Source organism: Pseudomonas sp. IT-P218 (assembly GCF_949767605.1).
GTDB lineage: Bacteria > Pseudomonadota > Gammaproteobacteria > Pseudomonadales > Pseudomonadaceae > Aquipseudomonas > Aquipseudomonas putida_AE.
The window spans coordinates 415,756-441,361 of record NZ_CATKQQ010000044.1 but is presented as its reverse complement, the minus strand read 5'-3'; the positions used below and the strand labels follow the sequence as shown (position 1 = coordinate 441,361).

General features: G+C 60.6%; 23 protein-coding genes and 1 pseudogene. 8 read left to right on the top strand and 16 right to left on the bottom strand.

From position 1 onward, the window contains the following. Positions 1-19: 19 nt before the first annotated feature. The 6 genes from tauC to ACM6I6_RS22355 all read right to left on the bottom strand — a co-directional run bounded on the left by tauC (position 20) and on the right by ACM6I6_RS22355 (position 7,406). Positions 20-853, bottom strand: a complete 834-nt coding sequence (gene tauC, locus ACM6I6_RS22380; RefSeq protein ID WP_414920720.1) for a taurine ABC transporter permease TauC — start codon at positions 851-853, stop codon at positions 20-22. Beyond that, positions 850-1,644, bottom strand: coding sequence for a taurine ABC transporter ATP-binding subunit (gene tauB, locus ACM6I6_RS22375; protein ID WP_414920719.1), 795 nt, complete (start codon positions 1,642-1,644; stop codon positions 850-852). The genes tauC and tauB overlap by 4 nt, the downstream gene beginning before the upstream one ends. Positions 1,645-1,660: 16 nt before the next feature. After that, a complete protein-coding gene (tauA, locus tag ACM6I6_RS22370) occupies positions 1,661-2,638 on the bottom strand; it encodes a taurine ABC transporter substrate-binding protein (protein WP_274075085.1) in 978 nt (325 codons plus the stop codon). Positions 2,639-2,857: 219 nt separating this feature from the next. Next, on the bottom strand, positions 2,858-4,441 hold the full coding sequence (gshA, locus tag ACM6I6_RS22365; RefSeq protein ID WP_414920718.1) for a glutamate--cysteine ligase: 1,584 nt from the start codon (positions 4,439-4,441) through the stop codon (positions 2,858-2,860). Between the two features lie 257 nt (positions 4,442-4,698). After that, positions 4,699-5,082 (bottom strand): PaaI family thioesterase, encoded by a 384-nt coding sequence (locus ACM6I6_RS22360; RefSeq protein ID WP_274075087.1) that lies wholly within the window; start codon positions 5,080-5,082, stop codon positions 4,699-4,701. Next, the gene (locus ACM6I6_RS22355; RefSeq protein WP_274075088.1) at positions 5,082-7,406 is read right to left on the bottom strand and encodes a Tex family protein; all 2,325 of its coding nucleotides are present in this window, start codon (positions 7,404-7,406) and stop codon (positions 5,082-5,084) included. Before ACM6I6_RS22355 ends, ACM6I6_RS22360 begins: the two co-directional genes overlap by 1 nt. A 360-nt stretch (positions 7,407-7,766) precedes the next feature. On the opposite strand from ACM6I6_RS22355, the gene ompR reads away from it, so the two are divergent. Both ompR and ACM6I6_RS22345 read left to right on the top strand, forming a co-directional pair. After that, entirely contained in the window at positions 7,767-8,507 is a 741-nt protein-coding gene (gene ompR, locus ACM6I6_RS22350) for a two-component system response regulator OmpR (protein ID WP_218441155.1), read from the top strand. A gap of 116 nt (positions 8,508-8,623) precedes the next feature. Beyond that, entirely contained in the window at positions 8,624-9,937 is a 1,314-nt protein-coding gene (locus ACM6I6_RS22345) for an ATP-binding protein (RefSeq protein ID WP_274075089.1), read from the top strand. Positions 9,938-10,091: 154 nt separating this feature from the next. On the opposite strand, the gene rimK is transcribed toward ACM6I6_RS22345, so the two are convergent. Next, on the bottom strand, positions 10,092-10,997 hold the full coding sequence (gene rimK / locus ACM6I6_RS22340; protein ID WP_034148478.1) for a 30S ribosomal protein S6--L-glutamate ligase: 906 nt from the start codon (positions 10,995-10,997) through the stop codon (positions 10,092-10,094). Further along, positions 10,994-11,455: an ATP-dependent zinc protease gene (locus ACM6I6_RS22335; RefSeq protein ID WP_178134291.1), complete on the bottom strand. Its 462-nt coding sequence runs from the start codon at positions 11,453-11,455 to the stop codon at positions 10,994-10,996. Before ACM6I6_RS22335 ends, rimK begins: the two co-directional genes overlap by 4 nt. A 233-nt stretch (positions 11,456-11,688) precedes the next feature. Between ACM6I6_RS22335 and ACM6I6_RS22330 the strand changes: the two genes are divergently transcribed. From ACM6I6_RS22330 to ACM6I6_RS22320, 3 genes are all read left to right on the top strand, one after another. Next, positions 11,689-12,093 (top strand): RNA-binding S4 domain-containing protein, encoded by a 405-nt coding sequence (locus ACM6I6_RS22330; RefSeq protein WP_414920717.1) that lies wholly within the window; start codon positions 11,689-11,691, stop codon positions 12,091-12,093. Positions 12,094-12,307: 214 nt separating this feature from the next. Then, on the top strand, positions 12,308-13,210 hold the full coding sequence (hslO, locus tag ACM6I6_RS22325; protein WP_323606546.1) for an Hsp33 family molecular chaperone HslO: 903 nt from the start codon (positions 12,308-12,310) through the stop codon (positions 13,208-13,210). A gap of 179 nt (positions 13,211-13,389) precedes the next feature. Then, a complete protein-coding gene (locus ACM6I6_RS22320) occupies positions 13,390-14,931 on the top strand; it encodes a phosphoenolpyruvate carboxykinase (protein ID WP_323606545.1) in 1,542 nt (513 codons plus the stop codon). Positions 14,932-14,991: 60 nt separating this feature from the next. Here the strand turns inward: ACM6I6_RS22320 and ACM6I6_RS22315 are convergent, their stop codons facing one another. From ACM6I6_RS22315 to ACM6I6_RS22295, 5 genes and pseudogenes are all read right to left on the bottom strand, one after another. Beyond that, positions 14,992-15,846: a DMT family transporter gene (locus tag ACM6I6_RS22315; RefSeq protein WP_274075176.1), complete on the bottom strand. Its 855-nt coding sequence runs from the start codon at positions 15,844-15,846 to the stop codon at positions 14,992-14,994. A 43-nt stretch (positions 15,847-15,889) separates the two neighbouring features. Further along, positions 15,890-16,084 (bottom strand): annotated as a pseudogene (locus ACM6I6_RS22310) (hypothetical protein); the annotation flags it as partial. Between the two features lie 233 nt (positions 16,085-16,317). Further along, a complete protein-coding gene (locus tag ACM6I6_RS22305) occupies positions 16,318-16,605 on the bottom strand; it encodes a helix-turn-helix domain-containing protein (protein ID WP_274075093.1) in 288 nt (95 codons plus the stop codon). Between the two features lie 2 nt (positions 16,606-16,607). Further along, a complete protein-coding gene (locus ACM6I6_RS22300) occupies positions 16,608-16,922 on the bottom strand; it encodes a type II toxin-antitoxin system RelE/ParE family toxin (RefSeq protein ID WP_274075177.1) in 315 nt (104 codons plus the stop codon). Between the two features lie 87 nt (positions 16,923-17,009). After that, on the bottom strand, positions 17,010-17,300 hold the full coding sequence (locus ACM6I6_RS22295) for a hypothetical protein (protein ID WP_414920716.1): 291 nt from the start codon (positions 17,298-17,300) through the stop codon (positions 17,010-17,012). A 344-nt stretch (positions 17,301-17,644) separates the two neighbouring features. Here ACM6I6_RS22295 and ACM6I6_RS22290 point away from each other — a divergent pair, with 344 nt between their 5' ends. The 3 genes from ACM6I6_RS22290 to ACM6I6_RS22280 all read left to right on the top strand — a co-directional run bounded on the left by ACM6I6_RS22290 (position 17,645) and on the right by ACM6I6_RS22280 (position 21,485). Continuing rightward, positions 17,645-19,573, top strand: a complete 1,929-nt coding sequence (locus ACM6I6_RS22290; RefSeq protein WP_414920715.1) for an ATP-dependent DNA helicase RecQ — start codon at positions 17,645-17,647, stop codon at positions 19,571-19,573. 118 nt (positions 19,574-19,691) lie between these two features. Continuing rightward, positions 19,692-20,918, top strand: a complete 1,227-nt coding sequence (locus ACM6I6_RS22285; RefSeq protein WP_274075096.1) for a 3-hydroxyacyl-CoA dehydrogenase — start codon at positions 19,692-19,694, stop codon at positions 20,916-20,918. Positions 20,919-21,065: 147 nt separating this feature from the next. Continuing rightward, entirely contained in the window at positions 21,066-21,485 is a 420-nt protein-coding gene (locus ACM6I6_RS22280) for an acyl-CoA thioesterase (protein ID WP_274075097.1), read from the top strand. A 70-nt stretch (positions 21,486-21,555) separates the two neighbouring features. Here ACM6I6_RS22280 and ACM6I6_RS22275 read toward each other — a convergent pair whose 3' ends face one another. From ACM6I6_RS22275 to fdhD, 3 genes are all read right to left on the bottom strand, one after another. Continuing rightward, on the bottom strand, positions 21,556-22,053 hold the full coding sequence (locus tag ACM6I6_RS22275; RefSeq protein ID WP_274075098.1) for a glycine zipper domain-containing protein: 498 nt from the start codon (positions 22,051-22,053) through the stop codon (positions 21,556-21,558). Between the two features lie 354 nt (positions 22,054-22,407). Beyond that, positions 22,408-24,756: an FdhF/YdeP family oxidoreductase gene (locus ACM6I6_RS22270; RefSeq protein WP_414920714.1), complete on the bottom strand. Its 2,349-nt coding sequence runs from the start codon at positions 24,754-24,756 to the stop codon at positions 22,408-22,410. Beyond that, positions 24,753-25,592 carry a formate dehydrogenase accessory sulfurtransferase FdhD gene (gene fdhD / locus ACM6I6_RS22265; protein ID WP_274075100.1) on the bottom strand — a complete coding sequence of 280 codons (840 nt, stop codon included), beginning with the start codon at positions 25,590-25,592 and terminating at the stop codon, positions 24,753-24,755. Before fdhD ends, ACM6I6_RS22270 begins: the two co-directional genes overlap by 4 nt. Positions 25,593-25,606 lie beyond the last annotated feature (14 nt).

The window sequence follows — 25,606 nt, the reverse complement described above, 5'->3', positions numbered from 1 at the left end:
CCGCTCCCACATTTAAAAATCAGTGAGCCTGGCCGTGCCATGGCACCAGTTTGCGTTGCAAGGCGCGCAGGCCCATCTCCATGGCGAAGGCAATCAGCGCGATCACCAGAATCCCCAGCACCACCACATCGGTGACCAGGAACTGCGCAGCCGACTGCACCATGAAACCCAGGCCGCTGGTGGCGGCGATCAGTTCGGCGGCCACCAGTGTCGACCAACCAACTCCGAGGCCAATGCGCACGCCAGTCAAGATATCCGGCAAGGCACTGGGCAGGATCACATGGCGAATCAACTGCACGCGGGTCGCACCCAGTGACTGCGCGGCGCGCAATTTCGCCGGGTCTACCGTGCGCACGCCGGTCGCTGTCGCGATAGCGATCGGAGCGAAAATCGCCAGGTAGATCAGCAGCACTTTCGACAACTCACCGATGCCGCACCAGATCACGATCAGCGGCAGGTAAGCCAGCGGAGGAATAGGGCGGTAGAACTCGATCAAAGGATCCAGCACGCCCCGGGCAATGCGGTTGGCACCGATGGCGATGCCTACTGGCACGGCGGTCAGCACCGCGAAGCCGAGGCCCAGGCCGATGCGGCTGAGGCTTGCGCCCAGGTGCTGCCACAAGGTCGAATCCATGTAGCCGCTGGTGACCAGCAGCCAGCCTTTTTGCAGCACGGCGGACGGCGGCGGCAGAAACAGCGGCTCGATCATTCCAGTGGCGGTGACCGCCCACCAGATGGCAACGAGCGCGACCAGGGTCAGCACGCTGATCCAGCGAGTGCTCAAACTGCGGCGCAGGGGCGTGACCGTGGAACCTGGCTTGACCGCTGCAACGGGAATTTCGTAGCTGCTCATGCGCGCTCCTGCCGCTGGGCGGCGCTGCGTTGGGAGAACACTTTGGCGAGTACGTGTTCGCGGGTTTCGATAAAGCGTGGATCGGACTTGATCGACCGGGCCGATTCCCCCGCGGCGTAGCGCTGGCCGAAATCCAGCTGCAGTCGCTCGACGATCTGCCCAGGATTCGGCGCCAACAGAATCAGATCCGTGGCGAGAAACACCGCTTCTTCAATGTCGTGGGTAATCAGGAACACCGGCTTGGTGGTGCGCCGCCAGACTTGCAGCAGCAGCCCCTGCATCTGTTCGCGGGTGAAGGCGTCGAGGGCGCCGAAGGGTTCGTCCATCAGCAACACACGCGGGTCGGCAGCGAGCGCGCGGGCCAGGCCGACACGTTGCTTCTGGCCGCCGGAGAGTTGCCAGATACGGCGGCTTTCGAAGCCTGAAAGGTCCACCAGCGAAAGCATTTCCCTTGCGCGGGCTTCGCGTTGGTCCCGGGCAACGCCGGCCAATTCCAGGCCGAAACCGACGTTGGCCAGCACGTCCTGCCAGGGCAGCAGAGCGTCGTCCTGGAACACCACGCCGCGTTCGGCGCTCGGTCCTTTGACCGGCACGCCGTCAAGGGTGATGCGCCCGGCACTGGGCTCGACGAAACCGGCAATCAGGTTCAACAGCGAAGTCTTGCCACTGCCGGACGGACCGAGGGCCACCAGCAACTGCTGGGGGCCGAGGGTCAGGGAAATATCCGCCAGCACTGGTGCAGGGCTGCCGGGGTACTGTGCGCTGATGCGCTCCAGCTGTAGCAAAGCCATCGTCATTAACTCCCGATCAATCCGTGATGAACTTGGCGCTGACGTACGGCGCGTAGTCCGGCAGCACAGCGTCGACCTTGCCTTGTTCCTTGAGGAACGCGGCGGTGTCGGTGATGGCCTTGGTGGTCGGCGCGCCGAGGGTGATCACCTGGTCAGCCGCCAGTGGGTAGACGTTGCCTTGCAGCAGCAGCGGAATGTCGCTGGCCTTGGCACCGGAGAGTTTTACCAGCTTGTCGACGTTGCCTTGATTGGCCAGCCAGGCTTGTGGGTCCTTGCGGTAATCGGCGTAGGCATCCAGGGTGACTTTGGCGAACGCGGTGACGATTTCCGGGTGCTTCTCGGCGAAGTCCTTGCGCACGATCCAGGCATCGAAGGTCGGCGCACCGAACTTGGCCAGTTCGCCGGAGGTGATCAGCACCTTGCCGTTTTCCTTGGCTACACCGAGGGCCGGGTCCCACACGTAAGTGGCGTCGATGTCACCGCGTTTCCACGCGGCAATGATGGCTGGTGGAGCGAGGTTGAGCACGGTGACTTTCGAGGGGTCGATGTTCCAGTGCTTCAGCGCGGCCAGCAGGCTGTAGTGGCCGGTGGACACGAACGGTACGGCGATTTTCTTGCCGATCAGGTCCTGCGGGGTCTTGATCCCGGAACCGTCGCGGGCCACCAGGGCTTCGGCGGCGCCGATCTGGGTGGCGATCAGGAAGGTCTCCACCGGCACCTTGCGGGTGATGGCGGCTGTCAGCGGGCTGGAACCGAGGTAGCCGATCTGCACGTCACCCGAGGCGATGGCGGCGATGATGTCGGCACCGTTATCGAATTTGCGCCAGTTGATGTCGGCCTTGGTGGCTTTTTCATACGCGCCGTCGGCCTGGGCGACTTTTGCCGGGTCTACCGTGGTCTGGTAAGCGACGGTCACGTCAGCCGCCTGGGCAAACAGACTCGCCGCAGCCAGGGAGGCGGCCGCCAGCAAGCGAAGAGGGAAATTCAGTTTCATCGAGAAGCTCCTTGTCAGGCGACCGAGAGTCGGCGTGAAAAGGAGACTAAATGATATAAGAATCCGAAAATAAATAACTTTTTCGAATGAGCTTATGAGCGGAAAATTCTAAGAGTCTCTTTGTAGGAGCCGGCTTGCTGGCGAACCAGGCGGCGCGGTGTGACGGTTGCACCGCCTTCGCTGGCAAGCCAGCTCCTACAGGTTTTGCGTGATTTTCGATTAATTGCTGATCGCCAGAATACTCGCCTGGTACGAGCCGACAAACACATCGAAATCACCGACTTCGTTCTGCTCCAGCTCCGCTTGCTGAGCCAGCGACGAACGCGCCCGCTCTTCAAACTTCGCCTGTTGCTCGGCCGGCAACGGCTCGCTGCGGAAAAACTCCGCGTGGACCCGGCTCTGGCGCAGGGAGAACTGGGCAAAGCTTTCCTTGTGCTCAGCCATGGCCGCCAGTACCTGGGCCGATGGCGTCAGGGCAGGGTTCTGGACCTTGGCCATCTGCGCGTCCAGCGCCTTGCTGTGGGCATCGCCGCCGTGGCTCTGATCCAGCAGCGCGGCCAGCGGGGCAATGCGCTCCAGCAATTGGCCGGCCCACTCCTTCAGGTCGACCGGTTGCCCGTCGCGTTGCAATTGCAGGCCCGGGCGACGACCTTCCTTGACCACGCTGAGGAAGTTGGAGGTCGCATTCCCGCAGCTGGTGTTGGTCAGCAACGGACTGTCGTTCAGCGCGCAGTACAGCAGGAACGCGTCGAGGAAACGCGACTCGGTGAGGTCGATGCCCATCGGCAGGAAGGGGTTGATGTCCAGGCAGCGCACTTCGACGTACTGGATGCCGCGGGCCACCAACGCCTGGATCGGCCGCTCGCCGGTGTAGGTCACGCGTTTCGGGCGGATGTTGGAGTAGTACTCGTTCTCGATCTGCAGGATGTTGGTGTTGAGCTGGACCCACTCACCGTCCTTATGGGTGCCGACTTCGACATAAGGCGGATAGGGTGTCGCCACCGCTTTGCGCAGGCTGTCGGTGTAGCTGTTCAGGTCGTTGTAGCACGGCGTCAGGCCGGCCTGGGCGTTGCTCTGGTAACCCAGGTCGCTCATGCGCAGGCTGGTGGCGTACGGCAGGTACAGGGTATCCGGGTCCAGCTGTTCCAACTGGTGCGAGCGACCACGCAGGAACCCGGCGTCCAGCGCAGGTGAGGCGCCGAACAGGTACATCAGCAGCCAGCTGTAGCTGCGGAAGTTACGGATCAGCGCGATATAGGCCGACGACTGATAGTCGCGGTCGGTGCCGACAAAGCCTTCGGCCTGCTTGAGCAGCGGCCAGAGTTTTTCCGGCAGGGAAAAGTTGTAGTGAATGCCGGCGATGCACTGCATGGTCTTGCCGTAGCGCAGGGCCAGGCCCTTGCGATAGACGTACTTGAGCTGACCGATATTGGACGTGCCGTAGTAGGCGATCGGGATATCTTCCTCGGCCGGCAGCGGACACGGCATCGAGGGGCTCCACAGGTACTCGTTGCCGAGCTTGCTGTAGGCAAAACGGTGAATGCTGTCCAGGCTCGCCAGCGTATCGGCCGGGTCGGGCAGGGCCGGGGTGATGAACTCCAGCAGCGACTCGGAATAATCGGTGGTGATCTGTTCGTTGGTCAGCGCGGAACCCAATTCTTCCGGGTGCGGCGTTTGCGCCAGGCGACCTTCATCGGTCACGCGCAGGCATTCACGTTCGATGCCGTGAAGGCACTGTTCGAGCAGAGAGAGGTTTGCGCGCTCGCCGAGCAGAGCCAGGCGGCGGTTGAGAAGTTCGCTCAAGTTGGATTCCTTCACGCGTCAGTCGCCCCAATATGGGGGTGGGCAAGACGGTCTACAAGGGTGAAGTTAAAACTGGCGTTTTCGCCTGGTTTTGGAACTCGCCGCAATCGATGTGGGAGCGGGCTTGCTCGCGAAGAAGTTGTGTCAGCCAACAGATAATTGCCTGACACACCGCCTTCGCGGGCAAGCGCGCTCCCACAGGAAATTCCGACGCTGTGGTCACAGCGCCGAAATTAACTCAAATCGATGACATCTAGCTACAGGACAGCGAACGTGCCTTGTGCTTTAGCGACCAGTTTGTCGCCTTGCATCACATCGGCTTCGACCACCAGCGTGCGCCGACCCGGGTGGATCACCCGGGCCGTGCACATCACCTCGCCGTCAGCGACGGCGCGGATGTAGTTGATCTTGCACTCGATGGTCGCGCTCTGCTGGTCAAAGCCGTGGGTGCTGGAGCAGGCCAGCCCCATGGCAATGTCCACCAGGCTGAACAAGGCCCCGCCGTGCAGCTTGTTGGCGCGATTGCGCAGTTGTGGCTCAAGCACCAGGGCGACTTGCGCCACCCCGGTTTCCAGGCTGTGCAAACGGCAGCCCAGCAGCTTGAAAAATGCGCTTTCGGTGTACCCGGCAGGGACGTCCATCAGCGCTTCTTCAACTGTTTGGCGTTGGCGAACAGCGACGCCATGGCGTTGTTGCTCGGCGCTGCGGCCGTGGTTTCCTTGCGCGGTGCGGTGTTCTGGGATTGGCGTGGCGCCGAACCCGGACGCGCACCACGGGCGCCGTCGATTTTCTCGCCCGGGGTGTCGCTCATGCGCATCGACAGGCCCACGCGTTTACGCGGGATGTCGACTTCCATGACCTTGACCTTGACCACATCACCGGCCTTGACCGCTTCCCGTGGATCCTTGATGAACTTCTCCGAAAGTGCGGAGATGTGCACCAAACCGTCCTGATGCACGCCGATATCGACGAATGCGCCGAAGTTTGTCACGTTGGTGACCACGCCTTCGAGAATCATGCCCAGCTGCAGGTCCTTGAGGTCTTCGACGCCTTCCTGGAACTCGGCGGTCTTGAACTCGGGACGCGGGTCGCGACCAGGTTTTTCAAGCTCTTGCAGGATGTCGGTAACCGTCGGCAGGCCGAAGGTTTCATCGGTGTACTTCTTCGGATCGAGGCGCTTGAGGAACGCGGCATCGCCGATCAGCGAGCGGATATCGCGGTCGGTCTCGGCGGCGATGCGCTGTACCAGCGGATAGGCTTCCGGGTGCACGGCGGACGAATCCAGCGGGTTCTCGCCGTTCATGACGCGCAGGAAACCAGCGGCCTGTTCGAAGGTTTTTTCGCCCAGGCGCGCGACTTTCTTCAGCGCCGCGCGGGTCTTGAATGCGCCGTGCTCGTCGCGGTGGCTGACGATGTTCTGCGCCAGGGTCGCGTTGAGGCCGGAGATCCGCGCCAGCAGCGCCACGGAGGCGGTGTTGACGTCGACGCCCACGGCGTTCACGCAGTCTTCGACCACGGCATCCAGGCCACGGGCCAGTTTCAGCTGCGACACATCGTGCTGGTACTGGCCGACCCCGATGGATTTCGGATCGATCTTCACAAGCTCCGCCAGCGGGTCTTGCAGGCGGCGGGCAATCGAAACGGCACCACGGATCGAAACGTCCAGATCCGGGAATTCCTTCGAGGCCAGTTCAGACGCCGAGTACACCGAAGCGCCCGCCTCGGAAACCATGACCTTGGTCATCTTCATGGCTGGGTATTTTTTGATCAGCTCGGCGGCCAGCTTGTCGGTCTCACGGCTGGCGGTGCCGTTGCCGATGGCGATCAGGTCCACGGAATGCTTGGCGCACAGGGCGGCAAGAATCGCGATGGTCTGGTCCCACTTGTTGTGCGGCACGTGCGGGTAAACCGTGGCGTGGTCGAGCAGCTTGCCGGTGGAGTCGACCACCGCAACCTTGCAGCCGGTACGCAGGCCCGGGTCGAGGCCCAGGGTTGCGCGCGGGCCGGCCGGTGCCGACAGCAGCAAGTCGTGCAGGTTGTGGGCGAACACGTTGATCGCCTCGGTTTCCGCGCCGTCGCGCAGCTCGCCCAGCAGGTCGGTTTCCAGGTGGGTGTAGAGCTTGACCTTCCAGGTCCAGCGCACCACTTCGCCCAGCCATTTGTCGGCGGCGCGGTTCTGGTTCTGGATGCCGAACTGCTGGCCGATCATGCCCTCGCACGGGTGCATGGTGCCCGGCAGTTCGTCGCCGACCTTCAGCGCGGAGCTGAGGATGCCTTCGTTGCGACCACGGAAAATCGCCAGGGCGCGGTGCGACGGCATGCTTTTCAGCGGTTCGTCGTGTTCGAAGTAGTCGCGGAACTTGGCGCCTTCCTCTTCCTTGCCGGCGATCACGCGGGCACTGAGGGTGGCTTCCTGCTTCAGGTAGCTGCGCAACTTGTCGAGCAAGCCGGCGTCTTCGGCGAAGCGCTCCATGAGGATGTACTTGGCGCCTTCGAGGGCTGCCTTCACGTCGGCCACGCCTTTTTCGGCGTCGATGAAGCGCGAGGCTTCGGTTTCCGGGCTCAGGGTCGGGTCGTTGAACAGACCGTCAGCCAATTCGCCGAGACCGGCTTCCAGGGCGATCTGGCCCTTGGTGCGGCGCTTCTGCTTGTACGGCAGGTAAAGGTCTTCGAGACGGGTCTTGGTGTCGGCGAGCTTGATGTCGCGTTCGAGTTGCGGGGTCAGCTTGCCTTGCTCCTGGATGCTGGCAAGGATGCTGATGCGCCGTTCGTCGAGTTCTCGCAGGTAGCGCAGACGCTCTTCCAGATGACGCAGCTGGGTGTCATCGAGGCTGCCGGTCACTTCTTTCCGGTAACGGGCGATGAAGGGCACCGTGGAGCCTTCATCGAGTAGCGCGACGGCCGCTTCGACCTGTTGTGGGCGTACGCCGAGTTCCTCGGCGATGCGGCTGTTGATGCTGTCCATAAAACCACCTGACAAATTGTGAAAGCAGGCTCGCAGGCGCGCAGATAAAGGCCTGGCGAGTCTGGTTGAGCGGCCTGGCCTGCGCCGCTACCTGGATCAAAGGTATCCCGTTGACCCGTGAAATCGAACAATTACTGCCGGCGCCATGAAAATAAAAAGCAGCAGGCCGGCGTAACGATCAGACGTTGCCTGACACAAAAGGCCGCGCATTATAACCAGCGTTGCGTCCTTCGGGGACATCGCAGGTTGTAGGCATAATCGCCGGATTTCTGGCGATAAAGGAAAAATCTGCTAACAATGCACACGGTGCGTATAACGGCAGCTACGCCATAATGCGCGCCGAGATCAAAGGAGCATCCAATGAGCAGCACTGCACAAACTGCTGAAGGCGAAAAAATTCTTATCGTTGACGACGATCCAGGGCTGAGCAGCCTGTTGGAACGTTTTTTCGTCAGCAAGGGCTACCGCGCTCGCGCCGTACCGAACACTGAGCAAATGGATCGCCTGCTGGCGCGCGAAGTGTTCAACCTGGTCGTCCTCGACCTGATGTTGCCCGGCGAAGACGGCCTGACCGCCTGCCGCCGCCTGCGCGGCGCGAACAATCAAATCCCGATCATCATGCTGACCGCCAAGGGCGATGAGCTGAGCCGGATCAAGGGCCTGGAACTGGGCGCCGACGATTACCTGGCCAAGCCGTTCAACCCGGACGAGCTGATGGCCCGCGTAAAAGCCGTCCTGCGTCGTCAGTCGGCTCCGGTGCCGGGCGCGCCGGGCAGCGAAGACGAAAGCGTGACCTTCGGTGACTACGAGCTGTCCCTGGCCACCCGCGAACTCAAGCGTGGTGAAGAAGTGCACATGCTCACCACCGGCGAATTCGCGGTGCTCAAGGCATTGGTGATGAATGCCCGCCAGCCATTGACCCGCGACAAGCTGATGAACCTGGCCCGTGGGCGTGAGTGGGATGCCCTGGAGCGCTCCATCGACGTGCAGATTTCCCGCCTGCGCCGGATGATCGAACCCGATCCGTCCAAGCCGCGCTACATCCAGACCGTCTGGGGTGTGGGTTACGTGTTCGTTCCGGATGGCGCCGCCACCAAGTGATCGACGATTTGTAGGCGCGGGTTTGTGCGGGCAACGGGCAAGATGGCCTTGCCCGCAGACTCGCGACCGGCAATGTGCGAGCATCGCTCGCTCCTGCACGTGTTTAACGGTTACCCATGAAAACCCCGGTTTGGTTCCCCCAGAGTTTCTTCTCCCGCACCCTTTGGCTGGTGCTGATCGTCGTGCTGTTTTCCAAGGCGCTGACCCTGGTTTATCTGCTGATGAACGAAGACGTGCTGGTGGACCGCCAGTACAGCCATGGCGTCGCCCTGACGCTGCGCGCCTACTGGGCCGCCGATGAAGAAAATCGCGAAAAGATCGCCGATGCTGCAACCCTGATCCGGGTGGTGGGCGCCGGTGTGCCGGAGGGCGAACAACACTGGCCCTACAGCGAGATCTATCAGCGGCAGATGCAAGACGAACTGGGGGCCGATACCGAGGTGCGCTTGCGCATGCACTCGCCACCGGCGCTGTGGGTTCGGGCGCCCAGCCTGGGCGATGGCTGGCTGAAAGTGCCGCTGTATCCGCACCCGTTGCGCGGCCAGAAAATCTGGAATGTGCTTGGCTGGTTCCTCGCCATCGGCCTGCTTTCCACGGCCTCGGCGTGGATCTTCGTCAGCCAGCTCAATCAGCCCCTCAAACGCCTGGTGTATGCCGCGCGGCAACTCGGCCAGGGGCGCAGCGTGCGCCTGCCGATCAGTGATACGCCCAGTGAAATGACCGAGGTCTATCGCGCCTTCAACCAGATGGCCGAAGACGTCGAGCAGGCCGGTCGCGAGCGCGAACTGATGCTGGCCGGGGTTTCCCATGACCTGCGCACGCCGTTGACCCGGTTGCGCCTGTCGCTGGAGCTGATGGGCGACCATAACGACCTGACGGACGCCATGGTGCGCGATATCGAGGACATGGACGCCATTCTCGATCAGTTCCTGGCGTTCATTCGCGATGGTCGTGACGAGTCGGTGGAGGAGGTGGACCTGAGCGATCTCGTCCGCGAGGTCGCCGCACCGTACAACCAGAACGAAGAGAAAGTACAACTGCGCCTGGAGCCGATCCAGCCGTTCCCGTTGCGGCGGGTGTCGATGAAGCGGCTGTTGAACAACCTGATTGGCAACGCCTTGAATCATGCGGGCAGCGGGGTCGAGGTGGCGGCTTATGTGTCCGGGGATACCAGTGCGCCTTATGTCGTCCTGAGCGTCATGGACCGTGGCGCCGGGATAGATCCATCCGAGCTGGAAGCCATTTTCAACCCGTTCACCCGGGGTGACCGCGCTCGGGGCGGCAAGGGTACTGGTTTGGGACTGGCGATCGTGAAGCGGATCGCTTCGATGCATGGTGGCAATGTTGAGTTGCGCAACCGTTCGGGGGGCGGCCTGGAAGCGCGGGTGCGCTTGCCGTTGGGGCTGATGTTGCCGCGGGACGCTGTTTAAAACCCGATTTTTCAGTGGAGCTGATGGCCCCTTCGCGAGCAAGCCCGCTCCCACAGTGATCTGGGGTGTATCCAAAGTCTGTATTCACTGGAAATCACTGTGGGAGCGGGCTTGCCCGCGAAGGCGGCTTCCTTGCCACCAACAGATTCGGCGTTTAACCCTTTCCTTTGGTCCGAGTCATATTCGGCCCACCATTCTTCTCAAGATGCTCAATGATGATCCCCGCCACGTTCTTGCCGGTGGTGGTCTCGATCCCTTCAAGCCCCGGCGATGAGTTCACCTCCATCACCAGCGGCCCGTGATTGGAACGCAGGATGTCCACCCCCGCCACGGCCAGGCCCATGACCTTCGCCGCACGCAAAGCGGTCATGCGTTCTTCCGGGGTGATCTTGATCAGGCTGGCGCTGCCACCGCGATGCAGATTGGAGCGGAACTCCCCGGGTTTGGCCTGGCGCTTCATGGCTGCAATGACTTTGTCGCCCACCACGAAGCAGCGAATGTCGGCGCCGCCGGCCTCCTTGATGTACTCCTGGACCATGATGTTCTGCTTGAGGCCCATGAATGCCTCGATCACCGACTCCGCCGCCGTGGCGGTTTCGCACAGCACCACGCCGATACCCTGGGTGCCTTCCAGCACCTTGATCACCAGGGGGGCACCGTTGACCATTGCGATCAGGTCGGGAATATCGTCCGGCGAGTGGGCAAAGCCGGTGACCGGCAAACCGATACCCCGGCGTGACAGCAATTGCAGCGACCGCAACTTGTCCCGCGAGCGAGCAATGGCTACCGATTCGTTGAGGGGAAACACCCCCATCATTTCGAACTGGCGCAACACCGCGCAACCATAAAACGTGACCGACGCGCCGATCCGCGGGATCACCGCGTCAAAGCCTTCCAGCGGCTTGCCGCGGTAGTGGATCTGCGGCTTGTGGCTGGCAATGTTCATGTAGGCGCGCAGGGTATCGACCACCACCATTTCATGGCCGCGTTCGGTACCGGCTTCGACCAGGCGGCGGGTGGAATACAGACGCGGGTTCCGCGACAGCACAGCGATCTTCATGCAACACCTGTGGAAGAGGTAGATACCGGGAACACCGGCTTGTCTTGTACATATTTGATGCCCGGATTGACGACCAACTGGCCATCAATCAGGGCTTTGGAGCCGAGCAACAGGCGATAACGCATGGATTTGCGGCAGGCGAGCGTGAACTCGACCCGCCAGACCCGGTCGCCGAGGGCCAGGGTGGTGCTGATCACGTATCGCACCTGCGCATGACCGTTGGAGCTTTTAATGGTTTTTCTCGTCACCAGGGGCGCTTCGCAGCGGCGGTGACGCAACTGCACCACCGTGCCCAGGTGCGCGGTAAAGCGCACCCATTGCTCGCCGTCGCGTTCGAATGTTTCGATGTCGGTGGCATGCAGGCTGGAGGTGCTGGCGCCGGTGTCGATTTTTGCCCGAAGGCCCGCGACTCCCAAATCCGGGAGCGCCACCCACTCGCGCAGACCGACAACGGTCAAATGGTCAAATGTCTTCAAATTTGCTCAACCGGTAGAAACCGCTCTGGCCGCAAGCGGCAGAATTCGCGGTATTCACGCAGAATAATGGTTAAAAGGCGACAGATATCTACGGCCCGGATTTCCAGCCCCGCGAGGCAGTTCTGGAATGACTGCATTGTAATCCGAGACGGCTTAATTCTTGGTACGAGGAAACGGTAGTACAGTTCATCAATATTTCAGGATGAGGAAATTCCATGGCACAAAAAAACGAAGAGGATGACAAAGTCCGGCTCGATAAATGGCTGTGGGCAGCGCGGTTCTATAAAACCCGTGCCTTGGCCAAGGCGGCGATCGAAAGCGGCAAGGTGCACTGCCGGGGCGAGCGCTGCAAACCGGGCAAGGAGCCGCGTATTGGCGACGAATTCGTGATCCGTACCGGTTTCGAGGAGCGCACGGTGGTGGTCCAGGCGTTGTCGATCGTGCGCCGTGGTGCGCCCGAAGCACAGACGCTGTATGCCGAGACCGAAGCCAGCATCGCCAAGCGCGAGGATGCTGCGGCCGAGCGCAAGGCAGGTGCCTTGGGCGTGAGTACCGATGGCAAGCCGAGCAAGAAACAGCGGCGCGATCTGTTCAAGTTTCGCGGCAGCAGCAACGAGTGATTGACCGGAGCCACCGATCGCGTCAATCAGGCCAGGACTTGTAATTGCGCCTGTGCGTAGCCATATGAGGTAATTAGTCTGCCGTGTTTGTGCCATTCGTCGTAAAGCGCGCACAGCCACTGGCCTGCAGGCCATAACCAGGCAGCCATACGCTATAGCCAAGGCGTAACCTCGTTCTGTAAACACTTTTGTCACCTATTCAGATACCAGACTTATGACCGACTTACCGGATAACGACTTCACCCAACGCTTCATCTTCGATGACAGCGACACCCGCGGCGAGATGGTTTCGCTGGAGCTCAGCTACGCTGAAGTCCTGGCCAAACACGCCTATCCGGAGCCGGTTGCGCAACTGCTCGGCGAGCTGATGGCGGCTGCGGCGTTGCTGGTCGGCACCTTGAAGTTCGATGGCCTGCTGATTCTTCAGGCCCGCTCCGAAGGCCCGATTCCGCTGCTGATGATCGAGTGCTCCAGTGAGCGCGACATCCGTGGCCTGGCCCGTTACGAAGCGGACCGGATCGCCCCCGATGCCACCCTGGCCGACTTGATGCCGGATGGTTCGCTGACGTTGACCATCGATCCGAAGCAAGGCCAGCGCTACCAGGGCGTCGTCGATCTGGACGGTGAAACCTTGTCCGACTGCTTCACCAACTACTTCGTCATGTCCCAGCAGATCGGTACGCGCATCAAGCTCTGCGCCGATGGCCGCCGCGCCCGTGGCCTGTTGTTGCAGCAACTGCCCGCCGATCGCCTGAAAGACGAAGAAGAACGCGCCGCCAGCTGGCAACACCTCACTGCGCTGGCGACCACCCTGACGGCCGATGAGCTGCTGGGCCTGGACAACGAAACCGTGCTCCATCGTCTCTATCACGAAGAGCAGGTGCGTCTGTTCGATGTGCAGAAACTGCGCTTCCGCTGCAGCTGCTCGCGCGAACGTTCGGCCAATGCGTTGGTCAGTCTGGGTATGGAAGACGCGCAAAACCTGGTGGTCGAACACGGTGGAAAAATCGAGATCGATTGCCAATTCTGCAACCAGCAGTACCTGTTCGACGCCGCCGATGTCACCCAATTGTTCGCCGGAGCGGGTGTCGAGACGCCGTCAGATACCCGGCACTAAAACGGTTCAGCGCAGGTAAATTCACTGGAAAGTGGCGTAATAGCGCCGTTACGACGGGAGGGCCCTACTCTTTTTGGGCTTTTCTGGCATAATCCGGCCCACTTTTTTCGCGGTAGTAGTGCACGACTTTCTACTACAAAACGTTTGGAGCACTCGGCCACTGGCCGACGGGGAACCTCATGACGCAAGCCAATAACGCCGTGTACACCGATCTGAGTGTTGATGATCTGGTTAAAGAAGCCCTCAACCGCGGTGAAGGCGAGCTTGCCGATACCGGCGCACTGGTTGTTCGCACCGGTCACCGTACCGGCCGTTCGCCAGTCGATCGTTTCATCGTTGAAGAGCCGTCCACCTCGGCCGCCATCGCCTGGGGCCCGATCAACCGCAAGTTCCCGGCCGACAAGTTCGATGCCCTGTGGGATCGCGTCGAGGCGTTCAACAACGCGCAAGAGCACTTCGTTTCCCACGTGCATGTAGGCGCGGCCGAAGATCACTACCTGGCCGTGAAGATGACCACTCAGACTGCCTGGCAGAACCTGTTTGGCCGTTGCCTGTTCATCAACCCGGCTCAGTACAACCCGGCTGGCCGTGAAGAGTGGCAAGTGCTCAACGTTGCCAACTTCGAGTGCGTGCCTGAGCGTGACGGCACCAACTCCGACGGTTGCGTGATCCTCAACTTCGCGCAGAAGAAAGTGCTGATCGCTGGCATGCGCTACGCCGGTGAAATGAAGAAAGCCATGTTCTCGGTGCAGAACTTCCTGCTGCCGGCCGCCGACGTGCTGCCAATGCACTGCGCTGCCAACATCGGCGAAGAAGGCGACGTGACCCTGTTCTTCGGTCTGTCCGGCACTGGTAAGACCACCCTGTCCGCCGACGAAAGCCGTTACCTGATCGGTGACGACGAACACGGCTGGGGCGAGGGCGTGGTGTTCAACATCGAAGGCGGTTGCTATGCCAAGTGCATCGACTTGTCCGAGAAGAACGAGCCGGTCATCTGGAAAGCCATCAAGCACGGCGCGGTCCTGGAAAACGTCGTTATCGACGATGCCAAGCACGCCGACTACGCCGATGTCAGCCTGACCCAGAACAGCCGTGCCGCCTACCCGCTGGAGCACGTTGCCAAGCGTTCCGAGAAGAACCTCGGTGGCGAGCCGAACGCTGTGATCTTCCTGACCTGCGACCTGACCGGCGTACTGCCGCCAGTGTCGATCCTCAACGAAGAGCAAGCGGCCTACCACTTCCTGTCCGGCTACACCGCTCTGGTGGGCTCGACCGAAATGGGTTCGGGCAGCGGCATCAAGTCGACCTTCTCCACCTGCTTCGGCGCACCGTTCTTCCCGCGTCCAGCTGGCGAATACGCAGAGCTGCTGATCAAGCGCATCCGCGGCTTCGGTTCCAAGGTTTACCTGGTCAACACTGGTTGGACCGGTGGTGGCTACGGCGTCGGCAAGCGCTTCAACATCCCGACCACCCGTGCGGTGATCGCAGCGATCCAGAGCGGCGCGCTGATCGGTACCGAAACCGAGCACCTGGACACCATCAACCTCGACGTGCCACTGGCCGTACCGGGCGTTGAGACTGGCCTGCTGAACCCACGCAATACCTGGGCCGACAAAGCCGCCTACGACGAAGCCGCCAAAGCACTGGCCGGCCTGTTCATCGAGAACTTCAAGAAGTTCGAAGTGAGCGACGCGATCAAGGCTGCCGGTCCTCAGTTGTAAGTGTTGGTTTGATGCAATGAAAAAGCCGCCCTTCGGGGCGGCTTTTTTGTGGGCGACGTTTCAGGTTTTCAGGTGCAAGACAAACGCGCCGACCAACACCAGTACTACCCCCAGTACCTGCACCTTCCCCAGCCGTTCCTTGAAAAACACATACCCCAGAATAGCCGCTATCCCCCCCGACAACGTGCTGATCACCGTCACCACCGAAACCGACCCGGCCACTGCGCCCCAGGCGAATGACGAAAACCCGCCGAGGTTCATCAGGCTGGCGCCGGTCAGCGTCACGCAGTTTTTCAGCGGCGGGATTTTCAAGCCGTCGTCGATCCTGAGCACGATCACCACAAGCACTATCAGGCCCACCAGATACGCGAGCCAGAGCATGGTGACCGGCCCGAGTGTCTGCAGGACGAAGCGGCCTTGCAGCCAGAAACTGGTGCCGTAGAACACTGCCGCCAGCAACGCGTAGGCGATGGAACTGCTGGCTTGTGTGGTGTGGGGTACCTTCGGGTCGGAGTGAATGCTGGACAGAACCACACCGAGCACACAAAGGCCGATGCACAGCAACTGGATCAGGCTGATGTGTTCGCCGCCGGCCCAGGACAACAGCGTGGTCACCACGCCATAGGATGTCACCAGCGGGGCGACGATGGAGGCTTTGCCCAGGGCGAAGGCCTTGGACAAGGCCAAGGCGCCGGACACCGTCAACACGGCGGCGGCGAGGCCGAATAGCCAGGTTTCCAGCGGGGCGGCCAAGGACCGCAGAATGAATACCGGGAAGGCGACCAACAGCAGGCTCATGATGGTAAAGCCCAGCGCCTGACCGAAATACACGGCACGTTTGACGCCAACCGCGCGGGCGTTCAAGCCCACCAGAAAATCCGTGCCGCCCCACAGCACGGCGGCCAACAAGCCCATCAGAACGTCCACGCAATGTCCTTATCGTTATTCGCCGGGGACGCTACAGGCTTTCAAGTTCATCCGTGTCCCAGCGTTGGGCCTTGATGGCCCGGTAGAGCATGCCGATGGTCAAAGGCACCTTGTCGCCGCGACCCTTGGCTTTGCGCTTAAGGAATACATCGTAGCCGTCAGGCTGGAAATAGCGATAGCTGTCGTAATCCACGAAATCGATGGCGAAGTGGTCTTCCAGGGTTTGACTTGGGCAAATCTTATTGTTCGTCAGAGAGGATGGGAAGGGCGGGAGCAGATTGCGGCGAAGCATTTTGCATGTACTTGGCGATGGTTTTTTCTCGAGTGGACAGTGGTTTTTCGAGATCTGCCGGCGACGTGTTGAATCCTGCAAAACGCAAGCTTGCTAGATGTTTGAGCGGCTGACCTTTTCGTAATACGACTGTTTTTGTTTGAGCGTTAGCTTGCTATAACGTTGCTTCAGGTGGCTAATGCATTCAATACATGGACAGGGTCATTATGAATAGCTTTCAGCAAAGCCTTAGCCGGCCCCGTTGGCTCGCGACGGCCCTGCTCCCAATTTCGCAAAGTGCCAAGTTGGACGTCGATCAATGCTGCGAATTTGGCTTGAGTTAAACCAGTGGCCTTACGGATTTCTTTGACGTGCAACGCAACTACTTGAAATTCGCGGGAAGGTCGCCGCTCACCCCGTACAATCTCGTCCATCTGTTGTACGCTTTCCATCAGCTCATCAAAAAATTTGCTCATGGTTATCTCCAGTGTTCAATGACTGCTTTCAACGCTTTGCGCTCATCGGCGGTCAAATCTTGTTGTTCATTTTTAGGGTAGATCATCAATAAAGCGATTTGCGATGCCGAGATGAAATGATAGTAAATCACTCGAGCTCCGCCTCGTTTACCATGTCCCTTCGCTGCGACCCGCATTTTGCGGATCCCGCCTGTCCCTTCGATAACGTCGCCGGCTGAAGGGTTCGACACCAGCAGCTTCTGTAATATCGCGTAGGCATCGTCATCCAATAATTCTTTGGCTCGACGAGTGAAGATTGAGGTTTCAATAAAAATCATCAGTAATGTACGCCATTGGCTTACTTTTTGGCAGTGCCGGCGTTCCTGAATGACCTCCGCTTTTTCAGTTGCGACCATTATTGTTATTCAGCCGGTCAGTTTCGGCAGGCGTTGCCGGGCGATGTCGAGCAGGTCGTTGCCGTCCTGGGTCAGCAGGTACAGCGCATTGACGATGTTGGGGATATCGCGGGTGTCGGCCTGTTTGAAGCACATGCAATACAAGGTCTCCAGCAGGTCGCTCGCGGCGCGGATGCGCTGGCGGGCGGCGTCGAGGATTTCCAGGGGATCGGCCTCGGTGTCGATCACCAGTACCGGGGATTCGCTGTTGCTGGATTTGAGCGGGCGATAGCGGTCGGTCAGTGGGTCGGGGCGGATCATCGAGGTGGGTCCTGTGCGAAATCGGCAAGTGCGCCCGGTAAGCCCAGACACGGTTTTTCAGCCTTGCCGGAAACTATAGAAGGGCGTGGTGTTGTGCGACAAGACGGCGGAGATCGACAGGTGTTGTAGGGTTTTGCGCGGTTATTGAGGAAAGGGACTACAGACGCCGCAGAAGCTGTAGGGCATTTCGAATTTCGCTGCCCGCGAAGGCGATTTGCCAGGCGCCGCACTCCCAAGCCATCCGCTGTATCATCCCGTATCGTTTTTGCCCCCGACCTTTTCTCGACTCGCTGCGATCGCCGGCTAGGCTTTGCTCATCGCAGCAGTCAACGGAATGACAGCTTATGCACAACACCCTGGAACAGGTTTTCGGTTATCCACAGTTTCGGCCCGGCCAGGAGGCAACGATCAGCGCAGTGCTGGCGGGGCGATCGGCGGCGGCAATTTTCCCCACTGGCTCCGGCAAGTCCCTTTGCTATCAGCTGTCGGCCGTATTGCTGCCGCACCTGACGTTGGTGGTCTCGCCATTGCTGGCGTTGATGCAGGATCAGTTGGCGTTCCTGCAACGCCACGGCATTGCGGCGGGCAGTATCGATTCGGCCCAGAGCCGCGATGACGCCAGCGATGTCATGGCCCGCGCCAAGTCCGGCGAACTGAAAATCCTGATGGTCTCCGTGGAGCGCTTGAAAAACGAGCGCTTTCGTAATTTCCTGCAGCAGGTGCCAATCTCGTTGCTGGTGGTGGACGAGGCGCACTGCATCTCCGAATGGGGGCATAACTTTCGCCCGGATTACCTCAAGCTTCCGGACTATCAGCGCCAGTTCAATATCCCCCAGGCGTTGTTGCTGACCGCCACCGCGACCCCGAAAGTGATCGCCGACATGCAGGCGAAATTCGCCATCGAACCTGGCGACGTGGTGACCACCGGTTTCTATCGGCCGAACCTCAATCTGTGGGTGGAGCCGGTCCGCGGCCCGGACAAGCGCCGACGCCTGGTTGAATGGATGAGTCAACGACCCGGCCAGCCGAGCATTGTCTACGTCACCCTGCAGAAAACCGCCGAGCACATTGCCGAACATCTGCAGCGCCATGGCATTCAGGCCGAGGCCTATCACGCCGGTCTGCCTCACGAGCAGCGCGAGGGCATCCAGAGGCGTTTCATGGGCGGGCAGTCCAATTGCATCGTCGCCACCATCGCCTTCGGCATGGGCATCGACAAGAGCGATATCCATAACGTCGTGCATTTCGACCTGCCCAAATCGATCGAAAACTACAGCCAGGAAATCGGCCGTGCCGGACGTGACGGGCTGCCATCGGACTGTCTGGTGCTGGCCAACCGCGACAGCCTCAACGTGCTGGAAAACTTCGTCTACGGCGACACGCCTGAACTGGACGGTATCCGCTGCGTGCTCGACGAGATGCAGGCCGCCGCGCCCGAGGGGCAATGGGAGTTTCTGCTGGGGCCACTGGCGGACCAGAGCAACATCCGCCAGCTGCCGCTCAAGACCTTGCTGGTTCAGCTGGAGCTTCGTGGTCTGATCGCTCCGCGTTATGCCTACTACGCCGAATACCGGTTCAAGTATCTGCAGGAGCCCGAGCAATTGCTGGCGCGCTTCGAGGGTGAACGCAGGGATTTCGTCGCGGCGATCATCCAGACGTCCCCGCGCGCGCGTACCTGGGCCACGGTGAATTTCGATGCGCTGTACGAACAGCATCAGGCCGAGCGCAGTCGGGTGGTCAAGGCGCTGGATTATTTCCAGGAAAAGGGCTGGGTCGAGCTTGAAAGCAAGCTGATGACCGAGGTCTACAGCCTGCTGCAAACCGATTTCGACAGTGCCGAGTTGAGTGCAGAGCTGCACGCCGGCTTCACTCGGCATGAACAGACCGAGGTTGCGCGGATACATGCCATGCTCGATTTGTTCGCCACTGATCGCTGCCTGGGTTATCGCCTGGCCGAGTATTTCGGCGACGAAAATGTGCCCCGTCAGTGTGGGCATTGTTCGGTTTGTCACGGGCAAGTCGCACGACTGCCAGCACCCCCGGAGTTGCCTGCGCTTGAGGATAAGAATTTCGAGGCGCTGTGTAGCGATTTTATCCACAAGCATGAACAACACACGGGGAGTTTGCCGTCGGCCGAGCGTGTGACGCGGTTTCTGTGCGGGATCAGTGTGCCCTTGTTTACCAAGCTCAAGGTGCGGACGATTTCGGGGTTTGCGGTGTTGGAAGATTATCCGTATGCCGAGGTTCGAGGGTGGGCCGAGGCACACCTCTAACCCGTGTGTGGGCGCATCCATCCGCTGAATGTTGCTCATCACAGGAATAAATTTCAAAAAAGCGCAGCGGCTGACTATGGTGAGGGCTGTCTTCGGATCGCCAACAAGAGAACAGAACATGAGCCAGACACCGTTCGATATTCAGCGCGCAGCCGTGATCGGCGCGGGCACCATGGGCCGTGGCATTGTCATGTGCCTGGCCAACGCCGGGGTGGCGGTGCAATGGGTCGATAACAATCCGCAGATGCTTGAACAGGCACTGGTCACCGTGGCGGACACCTACGCCCATAGTGTTCGGCAAGAACGCATCGATCAGGCCGAGGCCGATGCCCGTATCGCGCGGGTCACGGCAGCGGCCAATTATGCGGCCATCCGTGACGTCGACCTGGTGATCGAAGCCGTTTACGAAAACCTCGAGCTCAAGCAGTCAATCTTCCGCGAACTGGATGGCCTGCTCAAACCTGAAGCCATTCTGGCGAGCAATACTTCAGCACTGGACATTGATGCCATCGCTGCCGTTACACGCCGTCCGCAACAAGTCCTTGGCCTGCACTTTTTCAGTCCGGCGCACATCATGAAGCTGCTGGAAATTGTCCGTGGTGCCCAGACTGCACCAGCGGTGCTTGAGGCTGCACTGGTGTTGGGCAAACGCATGGGCAAGGTCAGCGTGGTGTCGGGCAATTGCGACGGCTTCATCGGCAATCGCATGCTCAATACCTACGTGCTGGAGGCGCGCAAAATGCTGCTGGAGGGTGCTTACCCTTACCAGGTGGATGCGGCGCTGCAAGGTTTCGGTTTCGCCATGGGGCCATTCCGCATGTTCGACGTGGTTGGCGTCGATTTGCAATGGCGTGCCCGGCAACTGTCCGGCGTTGGGCAGGATGCGCCAGAGGTGCAGGTGGATAACCGTCTGTGTGAATTGGGCCGTTTTGGTCAGAAGAGCGGCGATGGCTTCTACCACTATGAACCGGGTAGTCGTCAGGCTGAGCACGACCCGCAGGTCGATGTGCTGGTACTGGAAGTCAGCGAAGGGCTGGGGTTCCATCGTCGCGAGATAAGCCAGGAAGAAATCCTGGAGCGCTGCCTGCTGGCGCTGGTCAATGAGGGCGCGAAGATTCTTCAGGAAGGCATCGCCGGATCGGCCCATGACATCGATCTGGTTTACCTCAACGGATACGGGTTCCCGGCGGACAAGGGCGGGCCGATGGCCTGGGCGGATCAGCAGGGGTTGGCGGATATTCATCAGCGGCTGTTGGCACTGGAGACCCGCCAGGGCGATCACTGGAGCCCGGCGCGGTTGATTGGTGAGTTGGCGGCGGCGCGGAAAGGGTTTGCCGACAAGTAATTGATATGGCGCCTGTTCCGGCGCCTTCGCGAGCAAGCCCGCTCCCACAGTTGAAGGCGTTCCACTGTGGGAGCGGGCTTGCTCGCGAAGAACGATAACGCGGTTTTTCGCCTTAAATTGGTCATCCAACCCCAGGAATCAACGCTGATGCCCCAACGCTCCGACTACCCGCACTTGCAACCCATCACCACCCGTTGGCACGACAACGATGCCTACGGTCATGTCAACAACGTCACCTACTACAGCTACTTCGACACGGCGGTGAACACCTACCTTATCGAAGTCGGTGGGCTGGACATCCACGATGGCGAGGTGGTGGGTTTCGTGGTGAGTTCGGCCTGTGATTACTTTGCTTCCATCGCCTTCCCGGATCGGATCGAGATCGGCTTGCGGGTCGGCAAGTTGGGCAGCAGCTCGGTGCAGTACGAATTGGCGGTGTTCAAGCAAGGGGAAGACGAGGCCTGTGCGGCGGGGCGCTTCGTGCATGTGTTCGTCGACCGGGCATCGAATCAGCCGGTGGCGATTCCGCTCGGGTTGCGCAGAGCGATGGAGCGCCTGGTAGTTTAAAACGGGCAAAAAAAATCGCAGCCCTTGGGCTGCGATTTTATCTATCAGTGAACCGCCTGGTATTCCGGGATCAGTCACGATGGCGATAGTACTTGTGATGCTTGCGGTGGCCATACGCATGACCGCGACCTGGATGGCCGTCACGGTAGTAACGACGATCATCATGACCGCGATATCGACGACCGTCATGATCATCGTCATCATCATCGGCTTTGTTGCCCATATAGTTACCCAGCGCGCCACCGGCACCGCCGCCTGCTGCGGAGCCGATCAGGCTGCCGGTGGTGCCGCCAACGCTGCGGCCAACCACGTTACCGCCTGCTGCGCCCAACGCACCGCCAATGGCGGCTTCGCCACGGCTGCGTTTGTCTGCGCCGACTGCGCTACCACCCGCGCCGCCCAGGGCTGCGCCGATGGTGGAACCTGTATTGCCGCCCAGCGATTGGCCGACGACCGAGCCCAAAACCCCGCCCAATGCGCCGCCCACACCTGCTTCGGTGGTGCCGCCAGCAGAGGCCATGCCACTGACCAGGCCAAGGGACAACAAGAGAATCGAGGAGAACTTCATGGAGGAACCTCAAGGGGATGACGACGCGATCCTGAGGCTGTGTCATGGGCGTGACAATCGAAATCCGACGAGTAACACGACTTGAGCACATTTCTATAAGTTGCTGTTTTTTGGGCGGAACTTAATGGTTTTTCGCCGGTCTTTAGTTACTTCGGATAGGCCGTTTTTGTGAAAAACGGCCTTTTTTGTGGGCGTTTGGAAACTGTTTCATCCGGATTATTCGTTGGATGATCCACCGCTTTCGCGAGCAAGCCCGCTCCCACATTGAATACCAGGCGTACATAAAATCTGTGTTCGCTGAAGATCAAATGTGGGAGCGGGCCTGCTCGCGAAGACGCCAATCCAGGCGCCGAATCAGGCCGACCTGGCCATGATCAACCCAGTCTCACTCGCCGCTTCCAACCGGATCGCCACGAACTTCGACGTTGGTGTATGGCTGCCATCCCCGGTGCTCTCCAGCGGCACCAGCGGATTCACTTCCGGATAGTACGCCGCCGCTTGTCCTGCAGGAATATCAAATGCCAGCAGCGTGAAGCCCTTCACCCGTCGTACAACGCCATCATCCCAGATCGACACGATGTCCGCCTTCTGCCCCGGCTTGAAGCCCAGGCGAATGATGTCAGCTTCGTTGACGAACAGCACATCACGTTGGCCTTTAACCCCGCGGTAACGGTCATTGAGACCATAGATCGTGGTGTTGTACTGATCGTGGGAGCGCATCGATTGCATGATCAGGTCCGGCAACACACCGGTGGCGCGGGTACGTTCGTGAACCAGATCCCTGGGCAGCGCGTTCGGGCGGAAGTTGGCCCGGCCGGATGCGGTATTCCACTTGCGCGCGCCGGCGCTGTTGCCCAGGTAGAAGCCGCCTGGGTGCTTGACCCTTTCGTTGAAATCCTTGAAGCCTGGGATGGTATCGGCAATCAAGTCGCGGATGCGCCTGTAGTCGGCCACCAGCCAGTTCCAGTCGACCGGATGGCTGCCCAGGGTCGCGGCGGCGATGCCGGCCAGGATCGCCGGTTCCGAGCGCATCTGGTTCGACAGTGGCTGCAACTGTCCGTTGGAGGCGTGGACCATGCTGAACGAATCTTCGACAGTCACCGCTTGCGCGCCTTCAGTCTGGATGTCGATGTCGGTACGGCCCAGGCACGGCAGGATCAGGGCGTCTTTGCCGTGAGTCAGATGGCTGCGGTTAAGCTTGGTGCTGATCTGCACGGTCAGGTCGCAGTTGCGCAGGGCCTGGAAGGTGCGCGGGCTGTCCGGGGTGGCTTGAGCGAAGTTGCCACCCAGGCCGATGAAGACTTTGGCCCGGCCTTCGGCCATGGCATGAATCGCCTCGACCACGTTGTGGCCGTTTTCCCGCGGAACCTTGATCTGGAAGCGACGCTCCAGGGCATCAAGGAACGCCACGGGTGGCCGTTCGTTGATGCCCATGGTCCGGTCGCCCTGCACGTTGCTGTGGCCACGCACCGGGCACAGGCCGGCGCCTGGCCGTCCGATGTTGCCGCGCAGCAACATCAGGTTGGCGATTTCCTGGATGGTCGCGACCGAATGGCGATGCTGGGTGATGCCCATGGCCCAGCACATGATGACGTTCTTGCCCTTGGCGTACATGCGCGCCGCTCGCTCGATTTCCACCAGGGGCAGGCCGGACTGCTCGACGATCTGCTCCCATGGGGTTTCGTCGATGGCGGCCAGGTAGTCCAGTACATTGACGCTGTGTTCATTGAGGAAGGCGTGATCGAACACCGCAGGCTCGCCCGCATTCTGTGCATCACGCTCCCATTGCAGCAGGAATTTCGCCATACCCCGCATGATCGCCATGTCGCCGCCCAGCGCCGGACGGAAGTACGCGGTGTTGGTCGGTTTGTCGCCATTGGTGAGCATTTCGATCGGGTGTTGCGGGTGCTGGAAGCGCTCCAGGCCGCGCTCTTTCAGTGGGTTGATGCACACCACTTGCGCGCCGCGTTTGACCGCTTCACGCAACGGTTCGAGCATCCGAGGATGGTTGGTGCCGGGGTTCTGGCCCCAGACGAAAATCGCATCGGCGTGTTCGAAGTCGTCGAAGGTCACGGTGCCTTTGCCGACGCCGACACTTTGTGACAACGCAACGCCGCTGGCTTCGTGGCACATGTTCGAACAGTCGGGGAAGTTGTTGGTGCCATAGGCGCGCACGAACAGTTGGTACAAGAAAGCCGCTTCGTTACTGGCCCGGCCGGAAGTATAGAACTCGGCCTGGTCCGGGCTCGCCAAGCCGTTCAGGTGTTTGGCGATCAGCGCAAAGGCAGCGTCCCAACTGATCGGCTTGTAGCGATCGGTCTCGGCGTCGTAGCTCATCGGCTCGGTCAGCCGGCCCTGATATTCAAGCCAGTAGTCGCTTTGCTCCAGCAGCGAAGTGACGCTGTGTTTGGCGAAAAAACTGGCGTCGACGCGGCGTTTGGTCGCTTCCCAGTTCACCGCCTTGGCGCCGTTCTCACAGAACATCACCATGCCGGCTTCGTTGGAGTCACCCCAGGCGCAGCCGGGACAGTCGAAGCCGCCGTTCTTGTTGGTCTTGAGCATCATGCGCAGGTTTTTCAGCGCGTTGTCGCTGGTCAACCAGGCTTGGGCGACGCTGATCAGTGCGCCCCAACCTCCGGCCGGGCCTGTGTAGGGTTTGTAGCGAGGGACAGGTTTCTGGTCGGCTTGACGGTGTTGACTCACGCTTGGTTCTCCAACGCTGGGCTGTAGACCCGCGGCGCATTCTTTTGTGGCAGATGGATGAGATTGAGGTTGTGGCGACGGGCCCATTGCACGGCGAGCCCTGTCGGAGATGACAGGCTGACCAGAGTCTGGATGCCGGCGCGCAAGACTTTCTGGATCAATTCGAGGCTGCAGCGACTGGTGACGATCGCCAGCCCGCCTGCCGTCGGAATGTTTTGCCGGATCAAGCCACCAATCAATTTGTCGAGGGCGTTGTGCCGGCCGATATCTTCACGGCCCAGCAACAGTTGGCCCTGGTCGTTCATGAACACAGCCGCGTGCACCGCCCCACAGTGCTGGCCAAGCGGCTGGAACGCGCCAATGCGCTGGCGCAGGCCATCGAGCCATTCAATGGGTGGCAGCGGGGCGCCGGGCAATACCTGGAGGTCCGGCAATGCCTGCTCGACCGCTTCCACGCCGCACAGCCCGCAACCGCTGGTACCGGCCAGTTGCCGACGCTGTTGCTTGAGGTTCCAGAACGCGCGATTGGCGATGGTCACTTGCGCGTACTGCGCCGAGCCCGAGCCGCTGAGTTGCAGGTCATAGATGTCCGTGGCGTCCTGGATGATGCCGCTGCCCAGGCTGAAGCCGACGATGAAGTCTTCAAGGTCCGTGGGCGTTACCAGCATCACCGCCTGGCTGATGCCGTTATAGGCAATCGCCAGTGCGACTTCCTCGGCCAGCGCGGTGCTGGCCGACTCCGAATGTTCGAGGTTGCTGTAGCTGTACGTTTGGCTGGCGTCGGGCGCGGGCGTTTCGAGGGCAGGCGCCGCGCAGGCTGGGCGCTTGGCGTTCATGGCATCACCGAGGG

What these genes read in the sequence shown, in the direction of transcription:
- tauC (WP_414920720.1), bottom strand. Translation starts at nt 853, where the DNA reads ATGAGCAGCTACGAAATTCCCGTTGCAGCGGTCAAGCCAGGTTCCACG.
- tauB (WP_414920719.1), bottom strand. Translation starts at nt 1,644, where the DNA reads ATGGCTTTGCTACAGCTGGAGCGCATCAGCGCACAGTACCCCGGCAGC.
- tauA (WP_274075085.1), bottom strand. Translation starts at nt 2,638, where the DNA reads ATGAAACTGAATTTCCCTCTTCGCTTGCTGGCGGCCGCCTCCCTGGCT.
- ACM6I6_RS22360 (WP_274075087.1), bottom strand. Translation starts at nt 5,082, where the DNA reads ATGGACGTCCCTGCCGGGTACACCGAAAGCGCATTTTTCAAGCTGCTG.
- ACM6I6_RS22355 (WP_274075088.1), bottom strand. Translation starts at nt 7,406, where the DNA reads ATGGACAGCATCAACAGCCGCATCGCCGAGGAACTCGGCGTACGCCCA.
- ompR (WP_218441155.1), top strand. Translation starts at nt 7,767, where the DNA reads ATGAGCAGCACTGCACAAACTGCTGAAGGCGAAAAAATTCTTATCGTT.
- ACM6I6_RS22345 (WP_274075089.1), top strand. Translation starts at nt 8,624, where the DNA reads ATGAAAACCCCGGTTTGGTTCCCCCAGAGTTTCTTCTCCCGCACCCTT.
- rimK (WP_034148478.1), bottom strand. Translation starts at nt 10,997, where the DNA reads ATGAAGATCGCTGTGCTGTCGCGGAACCCGCGTCTGTATTCCACCCGC.
- ACM6I6_RS22330 (WP_414920717.1), top strand. Translation starts at nt 11,689, where the DNA reads ATGGCACAAAAAAACGAAGAGGATGACAAAGTCCGGCTCGATAAATGG.
- hslO (WP_323606546.1), top strand. Translation starts at nt 12,308, where the DNA reads ATGACCGACTTACCGGATAACGACTTCACCCAACGCTTCATCTTCGAT.
- ACM6I6_RS22320 (WP_323606545.1), top strand. Translation starts at nt 13,390, where the DNA reads ATGACGCAAGCCAATAACGCCGTGTACACCGATCTGAGTGTTGATGAT.
- ACM6I6_RS22315 (WP_274075176.1), bottom strand. Translation starts at nt 15,846, where the DNA reads ATGGGCTTGTTGGCCGCCGTGCTGTGGGGCGGCACGGATTTTCTGGTG.
- ACM6I6_RS22305 (WP_274075093.1), bottom strand. Translation starts at nt 16,605, where the DNA reads ATGAGCAAATTTTTTGATGAGCTGATGGAAAGCGTACAACAGATGGAC.
- ACM6I6_RS22300 (WP_274075177.1), bottom strand. Translation starts at nt 16,922, where the DNA reads ATGATTTTTATTGAAACCTCAATCTTCACTCGTCGAGCCAAAGAATTA.
- ACM6I6_RS22295 (WP_414920716.1), bottom strand. Translation starts at nt 17,300, where the DNA reads ATGATCCGCCCCGACCCACTGACCGACCGCTATCGCCCGCTCAAATCC.
- ACM6I6_RS22290 (WP_414920715.1), top strand. Translation starts at nt 17,645, where the DNA reads ATGCACAACACCCTGGAACAGGTTTTCGGTTATCCACAGTTTCGGCCC.
- ACM6I6_RS22285 (WP_274075096.1), top strand. Translation starts at nt 19,692, where the DNA reads ATGAGCCAGACACCGTTCGATATTCAGCGCGCAGCCGTGATCGGCGCG.
- ACM6I6_RS22280 (WP_274075097.1), top strand. Translation starts at nt 21,066, where the DNA reads ATGCCCCAACGCTCCGACTACCCGCACTTGCAACCCATCACCACCCGT.
- ACM6I6_RS22275 (WP_274075098.1), bottom strand. Translation starts at nt 22,053, where the DNA reads ATGAAGTTCTCCTCGATTCTCTTGTTGTCCCTTGGCCTGGTCAGTGGC.
- fdhD (WP_274075100.1), bottom strand. Translation starts at nt 25,592, where the DNA reads ATGAACGCCAAGCGCCCAGCCTGCGCGGCGCCTGCCCTCGAAACGCCC.